The sequence below is a fragment of the Hydrocarboniphaga sp. FW305-C-57 genome, assembly GCF_058783045.1.
On sequence record NZ_JBYSYG010000002.1, the window covers coordinates 677,351 to 688,856 of the forward strand.

General features: G+C 61.2%; 7 protein-coding genes and 1 CRISPR repeat array. All 7 genes read left to right on the forward strand.

The annotated features are described in order from the left end of the window. Window positions 1–179 precede the first annotated feature (179 nt). The 7 genes from cas3g to cas2 are packed head-to-tail and all read left to right on the forward strand — an operon-like array spanning window position 180 to window position 10,312. Window positions 180–2,729 (forward strand): type I-G CRISPR-associated helicase/endonuclease Cas3g, encoded by a 2,550-nt coding sequence (gene cas3g, locus AC3WUM_RS07310; RefSeq protein ID WP_492409541.1) that lies wholly within the window; start codon window positions 180–182, stop codon window positions 2,727–2,729. Next, complete coding sequence (locus tag AC3WUM_RS07315) at window positions 2,726–3,238, forward strand: nucleotidyl transferase AbiEii/AbiGii toxin family protein (protein ID WP_492409542.1); 513 nt, start codon at window positions 2,726–2,728, stop codon at window positions 3,236–3,238. Before cas3g ends, AC3WUM_RS07315 begins: the two co-directional genes overlap by 4 nt. Continuing rightward, window positions 3,231–5,678: a type I-G CRISPR-associated protein Cas8g1/Csx17 gene (gene cas8g1 / locus AC3WUM_RS07320; RefSeq protein WP_492409543.1), complete on the forward strand. Its 2,448-nt coding sequence runs from the start codon at window positions 3,231–3,233 to the stop codon at window positions 5,676–5,678. The genes AC3WUM_RS07315 and cas8g1 overlap by 8 nt, the downstream gene beginning before the upstream one ends. Before the next feature lie 21 nt (window positions 5,679–5,699). Next, entirely contained in the window at window positions 5,700–6,704 is a 1,005-nt protein-coding gene (gene cas7g / locus AC3WUM_RS07325; RefSeq protein WP_007184470.1) for a type I-G CRISPR-associated RAMP protein Csb1/Cas7g, read from the forward strand. 12 nt (window positions 6,705–6,716) lie between these two features. Beyond that, the gene (gene csb2 / locus AC3WUM_RS07330) at window positions 6,717–8,294 is read left to right on the forward strand and encodes a type I-G CRISPR-associated protein Csb2 (protein WP_492409544.1); all 1,578 of its coding nucleotides are present in this window, start codon (window positions 6,717–6,719) and stop codon (window positions 8,292–8,294) included. Window positions 8,295–8,306: 12 nt separating this feature from the next. Continuing rightward, window positions 8,307–10,019, forward strand: a complete 1,713-nt coding sequence (cas4g/cas1g, locus tag AC3WUM_RS07335) for a CRISPR-associated endonuclease Cas4g/Cas1g (RefSeq protein ID WP_492409545.1) — start codon at window positions 8,307–8,309, stop codon at window positions 10,017–10,019. Beyond that, window positions 10,016–10,312, forward strand: coding sequence for a CRISPR-associated endonuclease Cas2 (cas2, locus tag AC3WUM_RS07340; protein WP_492409546.1), 297 nt, complete (start codon window positions 10,016–10,018; stop codon window positions 10,310–10,312). The genes cas4g/cas1g and cas2 overlap by 4 nt, the downstream gene beginning before the upstream one ends. A gap of 224 nt (window positions 10,313–10,536) precedes the next feature. Next, window positions 10,537–11,373: direct repeats of the CRISPR family, unit length 36 nt; unit sequence GTGATCTGCGGCTTCATGCCGCAGCTCCTTTGAAGC. Window positions 11,374–11,506 lie beyond the last annotated feature (133 nt).

The following is an 11,506-nucleotide window of genomic DNA, read 5'->3' on the forward strand; positions in this document are numbered from 1 at the left end:
GTAGTTCCTGTTTCTATCGAATGACATCGTGCAGTCTTGTTCTCACTCAGCACCACGATTCTTTTTTGATAGTTGTTTACCGACGATACCCCTCGGCTCCTTTGAAGCTTTTTCGATAGCTGGGTAATCGGCGAATATCTCCAGGGGCGTCAACGACAATGGGCGGGCATTGACGGGCGATGGATTACTCCGACTTCTTCACTCGGGCCACCGGCAGGAAGCAAGGGCCATACCCGTACCAGCAACGATTAGCCGAATCCGCCTGGCCCGACACCCTGAACGTGCCGACGGGTCTCGGCAAAACCGCTGCCGTCATCCTCGCCTGGCTCTGGAAGCGCGGCTGGCGCGCCGATGGAACGCGCGTCGATCCGCAAGCCGACACGCCGCGCCGGCTCGTCATCTGCCTGCCGATGCGCGTGCTGATCGAGCAGACCGAAGCCGAATGCAGACAATGGCTTCGTAATCTGCACTGCGAAGGCGAGCCCGGCGACGGCCACGTCAGCGTGCACGTGCTCATGGGCGGCTCCGAAGACCTGGCCAAGCCGCTCTGGAGCGAACATCCCGAGCAAGACCAGATCCTGATCGGCACGCAGGACATGCTGCTGTCTCGCGCGCTCATGCGCGGATACGGCATGAGCCGTTATCTGTGGCCCATTCACTTCGCTACGCTGCACAACGATGCGATGTGGGTGTTCGACGAAGTACAGCTCATGGGGCCCGGCCTGGTCACGAGCGTGCAGCTCGATGCGTTCCGCCGCTCGCTGGGCACGGCCCGCAACAGCCGCAGCCTCTGGATATCGGCGACGCTCAACGGAGCGTGGATGAAGACGGTGGATTTCGATCCATCCACGCTCAGCACCCTGACGCTGAGCCCCGAAGAACAAGCCTCGCCCGCAGTGCGCGAGCGCAGCGCCTCGATCAAGCCGCTGGCCCGAAGCGAGATCCGGCTCGAAGGCGAGACCAAGGCCGCTGTCGGAACTTATTTGAGTGCGCTCGCAACACGAGTGATCGCGGCGCACAGCGAGCAGCCGGCAAGCACCACACTGGTCATTCTGAACACCGTCGAACGCGCACAAGGACTCTATGACGCGCTGCTGGCTTCACTCGCGCCGAAGCCAGCCAAAGGGCGCAAGGCGCCATCGGCCGAGGCTGCGCCCGATGGCGACGCCCCGCAGTTGCTGCTCGTGCATTCGCGCTTTCGCTCCGCGGAACGTAGCGCGCGCAACAAGCAGTTACGCGAAGTACCCGCATCCGCCGACGGCCGCATCATCATCGCCACGCAGGCGATCGAGGCCGGCGTCGATCTTTCCGCGCGCCTGCTGTTCACCGAACTCGCGCCTTACGCCTCGATGGTGCAACGCTTCGGTCGCTGCAATCGCTACGGGGAGTTCAACCAAGACGCCAGTGCGCGCATCGAGTGGATCGACGTTGCGGACGCGAAACCGTACTCGTCCGACGAGCTCACCGTCGCACGCGACATGCTCAATGGTCTCGACAGTGCTTCGCCGGGCAGCTTGCAGAAGCCGCCCGACTCCACGCCGCTGCATCCGGTGCTGCGGCGCAAGGATTTTCTCGATCTGTTCAGCACCGAGGCCGATCTCTCGGGATTCGACATCGACATCGCGCAATACATTCGCGACACCGAAGATGCCGACGTCTTCCTGTTTTGGCGCGACTGGGCCGAACCTGCGGAAGCCAAGAAGCAGCCGCCGATGCAGCAGCAGGAACTTTGCCGCGCCGGGCTGCGCGCCGCGGCCGAACTGCTCGGACGGCGCGACATCAAGACCGGCGATGTCTATCTGTGGGACAGCCTGCAACGCCAGTGGACCGCGTTGTCCAATCCGGGCAAGGCGCGGCTGCGCCCCGGCATGAGCTTGATGATCCGCGCAAGCGTCGGCGGCTACTCGGCGGAGCGCGGCCTCTCGCCCGATCGCACCGCCGCTGTTTTGCCCGTCGACATCGACCGCTCGGCCGAAGTCGCCATCGAAGCGATGTCCGACGAACACCGCAGCCTGCAGAGCAAAGCCATCTCATTGCCGGAACATCTGGCCGACGTGGAACGAGAGGCTCAGAAGCTCTGCGCCGCGCTCGATGTGCCTGAATCCGCCGCCGTGATTCGCGCAGCGCGCTGGCATGACGTGGGAAAGGCGCACGATGCGTTTCAGTCCATGATCAGAGCCGCGCATCGCAGCGCGAACGAGGACACGGAGCCGCTGGATACTCAGCAGTTCTGGGCGAAATCCGGCGGACGATCGAAGCGCCGCATCGGCGGCGTGCGCTGGACGCCACCGCGCTACGAAGCCGACGGCGTCGACCGGAAGCATTTTCGCCACGAGCTCGCATCCGCATTGGCCTGGATCGCCCGGCATGGCGACGAGCCCGATGCCGATCTCATCGCTTTTCTGATCGCTGCGCATCACGGCAAGGTCCGGCTCTCGCTGCGTGCGCTGCCGGATGAAGCCGAACCCGAGGGTGAGCATGCGGGCAAGCTGTTCGCACGCGGGGTCTGGCAGGGCGACGAGCTTCCCGAGCTCGAATTCGCTGGCGAAAAGCTACCGAGAACTTCTCTGAGCCTGGAGCTCATGCGGCTCGGCGAGGGGCCGCAGGGCGCCTCTTGGGTCACGCGCACGCAAGCCTTGTTGAAAGCCTACGGCCCGTTCCGCCTGGCGTGGCTCGAAACGCTGGTACGTCTCGCCGACTGGCGCGCAACGCGCGAGGAGCAGCAATGAAGCTTCGCGCCCTCGAAGCGATCTCCCGCGCACTTTCCGAGAACGGTGTGCGCTACATCGTCGCAGGCGGCCTCGCCGTGAATGCGCATGGCTACTCACGATTCACCGCCGACATCGATCTGGTCGTCGCACTCGATGCGGGCAACATCGTCGCCGCCTTCGCGGCCATGGCCGCCGCCGGGTACGAGCCGAGCTTGCCGATCACCGCCGAGCAGTTCGCCAACGCGAGCCTGCGCCAGCGCTGGATCGACGAGAAGGGCATGCGCGTGCTGAATTTCTTCAGCGATCAGCATCCCGAAACATCGGTCGATGTCTTCGTGTATGAGCCTTTCGACTTCGAAGTGGAATTCGAGACGGCGATGCGGGGCGAGCTGCTGCCAGGCTTGCCGGTGCGCTTCGTCTGCATTCCGACGCTGATCGACATGAAGCGCAAGGCCGGACGCGCACGCGACCTGGACGACATCCAGCACTTGCAGTGGATACTCGACGAGGAGCAAGGACATGGTTGATCCCGATCCTGATCACGTTGACGCTCGCGACTCCGACATCGACTGGTCCAAGGCCACGTTCGACGGCAGCCGCCGCGAGCAGCTGCGCCGGACGCGCGCGATGAGCCTGCGCCAGCGCCTCGAAGCGCTCGATGCGATGACGGACACGGCCTTGCACTTCCAGCAGCACAGCAGGCGATACGCCCAGGCTTCGACCGAGAAAGCTTTGCAGGCGCGCGAACCCGTGAAGCGCTACGAGCCACGCGCCGGCCGCGCACTCGTCGAACTGTCGGGCTGCTCACCGACCCCTTTGGCCGGCTACCTGAAAGCCCTTGCGATTCTGCGGCTGATCGCCGAAGCCCCCGAGCCGCACGGCGGCGATCCGGACGTGCGCGGCTTCTGGCGCGACGATCGCTTCGTGCTCGAGACGATGAGATCGAGGGAGGAGATTCGGCGCTTCTTTCTCGAAGCGTATGCGCCGACCCCGCTGGTGGCGCCGTGGGGCGCTCGATCTGGGTTCTACGATGGAAGCTCAGAAAAATCAGCTCGAGATGCACTTAATACGATTTTGACAAGCGTCAGTCCAAGATTGGAAGCTTTCCGCGAAGCCATAAAGCTTACAAAGGCTTTGCTTACCCAAGCTGGATTTTATAAAAAAGCAGATAGTGACGGCGAAAAGCTCAAACTCATGGGCTTATGCCGGTCAAGACTTCCAGACAGCGTATTGCCATGGTTGGACGCCTGCTATGTTCTAACCAGTGAGGGCCGCCAGTTCCCTCCTCTATTGGGTACCGGCGGTAACATCGGCAGCGGGAGCTATGTCTCCGGGTTCTCTCAGTTAGTTATTGGTTGCATCCTTGACCGTAAGCATGATGGTGCTTTGGATTCCTCCCTTTTTCTCCATCCCGGCTGCGGAGTATTCAGCGATCAAGCTCCAGGTCACCTTTTGCCAGGCGCAGTCGGAGCCCCTAATGCTTCATCTGAAGATTTCGATGGATTAACCCAGACGAACCCTTGGGACTACATTCTTGGGTTGGAAGGAGCACTGCTTTTCGCGGCGAGCGCATCAAAACGGCTAGATTCTAGCGATCCATCGGTGTTGTGCGCTCCATTCACAGTGCGCAGCCGTTTGGGCTCGAGCGGTGCCGAAAGCGCATTTGATGACCATGCCGGAGGCGGGGAAATCTGGATGCCGATATGGACCACCCCTATTTCTGTCGTGGAATTGCGAAGTCTTCTATCGGAAGGAAGAGCTTCTTTTAACGGGAGGCAAGCTCGCGATAGTATCGACTTTGCGCGCGCGATCGCGAAGCTTGGCGTTGATCGAGGCATATCGAGCTTTCAACGCTATGGATTTCTCAAGCGTTCTGGAGACAACTGGCTTTCCGTACCACTCAATCGCATCGAAGTTGAACGGAATCCGAGTTCGGACCTCATAGACGACCTCGATCGCCAAGGCTGGCTTCCGTCCGTTCAACACTACGCGAGAGAAGAAAGCGCGCCAAACGCCTTCCGCTCGGCTGCGCGGCAACTTGATGCAGCGCTGTTTGCGATGACGCGACGCGCGGACAGCCACAGCGTGCAAGCGGTGCTGCGCTGCGTGGGGCGCATCGAATCGGCGCTGGGCTTGAGCGTAAAATCACACGAGGCGGTACGCACACCCGCACCTCAGCTTTCCGCGAAGTGGATCGAGCGAGCGGATGACGGCTCGGCGGAATTCAGCATTGCGCTCGCACTCGCGGGCTTGTCCCTGCGCAATGAGAAGGGTCGCATCCTCGACTACCGCATGCACCGTGTCGGGGTCGGCGAGCCGCTGTACGGCAACGGCAATCGCGAATGGAAGCCGACTTCCGCTCATGCCGTCTGGGGCCCCGGAGCACTCACTCGCAACCTCACCTCGATGCTGCATCGCCGTCGCCTCGACGCGCTGTCCATGCAGAGCGAAAGACAGACGCTGCAGAGTTACACCGGTACCCACCGCCGCCACTTGCATGCGTTTCTGGCCGGCAAGACCGATGACGCGCGCATCGACGATCTGCTCGGCGGCCTGGCCTGCGTCAATCTGTACGGCGTACGCATCGGCGGTGAATCGGGACGCGATGCGGTTCTTCCACCGGCGTTTGCGCTGCTCAAGCTGTTCTTTTCGTCGGAAGCGCAGTTACAACGGATTGCGCCCGCTTGGTTGCCGGAAGCCCGACCGCTCAACACGCCAGCCGAAATCTACAGCCGGCTCGCCGTCGGCCAGATCGCAAAGGCGGTCGAGATCGCCTGGAGCCGGCTCAAGGCCTACGACATCAAGCTGCCCGGCCGCGCACCTCCAGTCCCCGTCGTCCCACCGCAGGAACGCACACGCTGGCTCGCCGCGCTATGCGTTCCTCTCAGCGACTCCGAGCTTCGCAAGCTGATCGCCACGCTGCCCTTCGAATCGAAGCTGCAATCCGAAACCAACGACGCCACCTGATCGCCATCAAGGAACCACCCGATGCCACTGAACTTCGACGCGCTCAAACACGCTCCGCGCCTGCTGCTGGAAGCCGAACTCGAACCGATCCAGGGCACGCGTTTTCAGCCCACGGGTTTCCCGAACCTGGGCCATGCGACCTACGACGGCCCGGGCGGCGACAAGCGCATGCTACTGGTCGAATCGGCACAGAGCATGGCGAACCGCCTCGAAGCGGTTTGCTGGGATCGCGACGCGGATGATTGGGTTACGCCGCTCAAGGGCTTGCCGCTCGTGAAGGTGCGAACGGCCAAGGACGAGCCACTGACCAACACCGTGCTCGAATCGCATCGCCTGAACTCACCGTACGTGCTCGAAGGCAAGGATCGCAGTGTGTTCGATCGCCTCAAGAGCGAGCTTGCGGGCATGGAAGAAGGGCCGGTCGACATCAAACTGCTGGCGAGCGTGCTGCTCAAGCTCGATGCGAACGCCCTCATCCACGGCATATTTCTGGCCAAGTCCGAGCTCGCCGGGGGGCGCCTGCGCTTGCCGCGCGTGCTGTCGTCGTTCATCGAAGCCGAAGACGTACGTGAAGCGCAAAGCGGCGGCGTCAAGAACGACCACGTGAATCCATCGGGGGACACCGCGCGCGGCTTCGGCAACGTTCCGTTCGCGCGCACGGAGTTCACGTCGCCCAAGATCATCGCCTACTTCAATCTCGACCTCTCCCAGATTCGCGGCTTCGGTCTCGGCGATGCGGTGAGCACGCTGCTCATCGCGATCTCGCTTTACAAAATCCAGGCGCTGCTGCACTCCGGGTTGCGCCTGCGCACGGCCTGCGATCTAGAGGTCAAGGACAATGGCTTGTCGGTGAAGAGACCCAAGGGCTTCGAAGTTCCGAGCCTACCGGAATTGGAAGCATTGTTGCCGCAGCTCATCAAGAGCGTCGCAAGCGAGCAACAATGGCCGAGTGATCCGGTTACGACCTTGACATGGGAGCCGTCGGCGAAAGCCAAGAAAGACAAGGCGAACGAAGACAGCAACTGAGACCGCGCCTTCATGCTCGCCATCGCCTTTCAGTTCCCGGCCGGGCGCTATCACGCCACGCCCTGGGGACGACACGTCAACGAGGCCGACGTGGCCTGGCCGCCGGATCTGTGGAGGCTCAGCCGCGCGTTCATCGCGATCTGGCATCGGAAGCTCGCGCATGATGCGTTTCCACGCGAGCGGCTCGCCGACCTGCTTGCGGCGCTCGCAGAAGCAGCCCCGCCGTCGTACCGGCTTCCGCAGTCCGTCGTGCATGCGCACACTCGGCATTACATGCCCAGCAAGGGCGACAAGAAAACTTTGGTGTTCGACGCGTTCGCGCGGCTTTCGAGCGATGACGAGCTCGTGATGGCTTGGCCGGCACTCGAGTTGGCGTCGCCGCAACTCGAATTGCTCGATACCTTGCTCGAACATCTCGGCTATTTGGGGCGTGCGGAATCCTGGGTTCACGCGTTCCGAAAATCGCAGGTCGAGGACGACTATAACTGCAAGCCGATCGAACTCGGCCCGGGAGGCGAAGAAATCGTCGATCTGATGCTGCCTCGCCGACCGGCGGATTACGTGGAGTTCCGCTCGTCTCGATTCTCCGAGGCCGGCCTCGTGCCCGATACACGCGGGCGTATGCCCAAACTCGACGGCGTGCGGCGCAAACTCGTCGGCACACTTCCGGAAGATTGGCTCGATGCAGTCAGCGTCGATACCGGTACGCTGAAATCGGCAGGCTGGAATACGCCGCCTGGCTCGCGCCAGGTGCGCTACGGCCGGCCCGCACATGTGCTCGAGACGATCGGACGCAGTGCTGGCGGCAAGCGCACGCATTCGAACATCGATGCCACTCGCAATCCGGCGCTTACCGTCGCGCGCTATGCTCTCTATGGCAAGCCGCTACCGCGTATCGAAGATGCGATTCGAATCGGCGAAGCGGCACGTCTTGCAGCCATGCAAATCGCCAAGCCCGAGTCACTGCCCGCGGAACTCTCCGGCCACAACCTGCCCGATGGCAGCTGCCACGGCCATGCCTTCTGGCTACCGGAAGATGCCGATCGCGATGGCTTCATCGACCATTTAATCGTGCACGCGCCCGACGGCTTGTCCGATCGATCACTACGCGTCTTGAATGAATTGAGACAGATTCGACGTGGCGAGCAGGACATGTTGCAGCTCATGCTCGAAGGCATCGGTTCCACCAAACTGTTCGCGGCAGCAACGCCTTACGTCGCGCCGGGAACAGTTTGGGAAAGCGCGACCCCGTATCTGTTCCCTTGGCATCTGAAGCCGCGCGAGTTGCGCTCGCGAGAAGCGAAGGAAGCGGCGGTCGAGGCACAGATTCGGCGCGAGTGGGAAGCGCGTTTCGGATCGCATGCGGTGATCGAGCGCATCGAGTTCATGCCCACGGTCAAACTCAACGGGGGGAAGCGACTGCATAGTCTGCAATTCCATCGATTCCGCAAAAAGAAAACCCAAGTCATGCAGCCGGACACCTACGGTCAGCTGCTCAGGCTGCACTTTTCAAAGCCCATGCAAGGCCCGATCGCCTTGGGCTTCGGCTGTCACTTCGGTCTCGGCTTGTTCGGCCCACCTCAAGACTAAAAGGCGCACTCGATGGACGGTCAACAGCACGAACTCGCGTTGCCCTTCCCCGAACTCACGGGCGACCAGCCGCAGTTGCCCGCGCGCATGATCAATGAGTATGTGTACTGCCCTCGACTCGCCTATCTCGAATGGGTGCAAGGCGAGTGGGCCGACTCCGGCGATACGGTGGATGGACGCAACAAGCACAAGCGCGTCGACAAGCCTGGCGCCGATTTGCCGTCACCTGCCGATGTCGAGCAGGGTGAACGCATCCACGCGCGCTCGGTGACGATCTCGTCGAACCGCCTCGGCCTCGTCGCGAAGATGGATCTGATCGAGGCCGAAGACGGCTTCGTGCAACCCGTCGATTACAAGCGCGGCAAGCGTCCGCACGTGGCGCGCGGCGCTTACGATCCGGAGCGGGTGCAGCTGTGTGTGCAAGCGCTGATCCTCGAAGAGCAGGGATACAAATGCGAATCGGGCGTACTGTATTTCGTCGAATCGCGGGAGCGCGTACCGGTGGCTTTCGATGCGGAGCTGCGCGATCTCACGCTGTCTTCGATCCACGGCCTGCGTGGCGTGGCGCTCGGTGGTCGCATTCCGGCGCCGCTCGAAGATTCATCCAAGTGCCCGCGCTGCTCGCTCGTCGGCATTTGCCTGCCAGACGAAATCAACTTCCTTCGGCGACAGGACACGCCGCCGCGCCCGCTGGCCGTGAGCATCGAAGAGTCACTGCCCGTATACGTGCAGGCGCGCAAGGCCAAGGTTGCCAAGGACGGAGAAAATCTCGAAATCACCATCGACGACAAGCTGGCCTCCAAGCCCCGGCTCGCCGAAGTTTCGCAGCTGATCCTGCACGGCAACATCTATGTGACGACGCCGACCTTGCACGAGCTCATGCAGCGGGAGATTCCGGTGGTCTGGCATAGCCACGGCGGCTGGTTCATCGGCTACACGGCGGGCATGGGCCACAAGAACGTGGAACTACGCATCGCTCAGCATCGCGGGGCCGAAGATGAACGCGTGTGTCTGGCGCTGGCTAAAGGTTGGGTGCGCGCCAAGCTCGTCAATAGCCGGGTCATGCTGCGGCGCAATTGGCGCGGCTTGCAGTCCGTCGACCCGATGATGGCCCAGCTCGAACATTCGATTAAAACAGTGAATCGCGCGCGCAATCTCGACGAGCTGCGCGGTATCGAGGGTAATGGCGCAGCGATTTACTTTGGCTCCTTCGGCCAGTTGTTGAAGCGCGAAGCCGACAACGACGGTGTTTTCACGTTCGATTTCATGCAACGCAATCGACGACCGCCTGCCGATCCGGTCAACGCGCTGCTTTCGTTCGCATACTCGATGCTGGCTCGAACACTGACGATCACGGCGACGACGGTCGGCTTCGATGCTTATCGCGGCTACTACCATCAACCTCGCTATGGACGCCCCGCACTGGCACTGGATTTGATGGAGCCATTCCGCCCGCTGATCGCGGATTCCGCCGTGATCCAGGCGATCAACAATGGAGAAGTCCGACCAACGGATTTCATCGGCGGCTCGGGACGTGTCAATCTTTCAGACGAGGGTCGCAAGCGATTCATCGCCACGTTCGAGCGCCGACTATCGCAGGAGATCACGCACCCGCTGTTCGGCTACAAGCTCAGCTATCGACGCCTGCTCGAATTGCAATGTCGCTTGCTGGGACGATTCTTGCTCGGAGAATTGCAGGAAAACCCGAACTTCACCACGCGATGAAGACCCACGAACATCTATACGTCATCAGCTACGACATCGGCGACCAGAAGCGCTGGCGCCGCTTGTTCAAGCTTATGCATGGCTACGGCGAATGGCTGCAACTGTCGGTGTTCCAATGCCGCCTTTCGGAGCGCCGCCATGCCGAACTCGTCGGACTCGTCAACGGCATCATCATCGACGGCCAGGACCACGTCATGATGCTCGACCTGGGGCCGGCAGACAGCGTAAAGCCTCGCGTGGTCAGCTTGGGCAAGACGTTCGAGGCCGTCAGGCGAGAACCGATCGTAGTCTGAGCATGGCTCGCCTCGGTCAGCCTATGCCGTCTTTTCGCGAGCGCTCTTATGGTGTCGTTTTACCCAGGCAGCGCTCGCAGCCTGTAATGCTCTTTAAAAACATGATGTTGTTAGCGGCTGGGCGCCGCCGTCTGTCGACACCGAGCCCCTCGGAACGCTATCGTCCGCCAGCGCTCGCAAATTTGAACCAGCGCCCGGCAAGATCAAAGGCTTCAGATCAGGCCGTGATCTGCGGCTTCATGCCGCAGCTCCTTTGAAGCGTCGTCGGGCTTCTCGTCCTCAGCTTTGGGGGCCGGGTGATCTGCGGCTTCATGCCGCAGCTCCTTTGAAGCGATACTATTCCTGCAATGATGGAAGTAAAAGAAGGAAGTGATCTGCGGCTTCATGCCGCAGCTCCTTTGAAGCCGTCTTCGGTGAATTCCTTGAGCCCGCGACCGGCAGGTGATCTGCGGCTTCATGCCGCAGCTCCTTTGAAGCGAACTCGACGGTGAAGCGATTTTCATTTGATACTCGGGTGATCTGCGGCTTCATGCCGCAGCTCCTTTGAAGCCATTAAACACTGAATTTCTACTAGCCACTTTTAACGCATGTGATCTGCGGCTTCATGCCGCAGCTCCTTTGAAGCCTTGGGGCGACCGCGATATTTGCCACGAACCTTGTCGTGATCTGCGGCTTCATGCCGCAGCTCCTTTGAAGCGAAGCTATCATCCCGATCTACGTTATCTATCTAAAAGGTGATCTGCGGCTTCATGCCGCAGCTCCTTTGAAGCCGATGTCTCGGGCGATGTCAGTTGATCCAACGCTGGGTGATCTGCGGCTTCATGCCGCAGCTCCTTTGAAGCCGGTTGAAACAGGGCAACCCATTTCAGGCGGTGGCGTGTGATCTGCGGCTTCATGCCGCAGCTCCTTTGAAGCTCGGGAACCAAAACCGATGTTCATGCCCTCGTGAAATAGGTGATCTGCGGCTTCATGCCGCAGCTCCTTTGAAGCCTATCCTAGAAGAACCAACCATACTGGGTACGCCGGTGATCTGCGGCTTCATGCCGCAGCTCCTTTGAAGCAAAATCAATTCGTGATTCAACGTCACGACCGGGCACGTGATCTGCGGCTTCATGCCCCCCCCGCGTCAGAATAGTTGTCGTCCCGATAGACTTCTTCCTCGGGGGCGAAAGGACTCAATGACGTGGCTCGATA

Bases quoted from the DNA above. Each gene is read 5' to 3' on its own strand.
- cas3g (WP_492409541.1), top strand. From the start codon at position 180: ATGGATTACTCCGACTTCTTCACTCGGGCCACCGGCAGGAAGCAAGGG.
- cas7g (WP_007184470.1), top strand. From the start codon at position 5,700: ATGCCACTGAACTTCGACGCGCTCAAACACGCTCCGCGCCTGCTGCTG.
- AC3WUM_RS07315 (WP_492409542.1), top strand. From the start codon at position 2,726: ATGAAGCTTCGCGCCCTCGAAGCGATCTCCCGCGCACTTTCCGAGAAC.
- cas2 (WP_492409546.1), top strand. From the start codon at position 10,016: ATGAAGACCCACGAACATCTATACGTCATCAGCTACGACATCGGCGAC.
- cas8g1 (WP_492409543.1), top strand. From the start codon at position 3,231: ATGGTTGATCCCGATCCTGATCACGTTGACGCTCGCGACTCCGACATC.
- csb2 (WP_492409544.1), top strand. From the start codon at position 6,717: ATGCTCGCCATCGCCTTTCAGTTCCCGGCCGGGCGCTATCACGCCACG.
- cas4g/cas1g (WP_492409545.1), top strand. From the start codon at position 8,307: ATGGACGGTCAACAGCACGAACTCGCGTTGCCCTTCCCCGAACTCACG.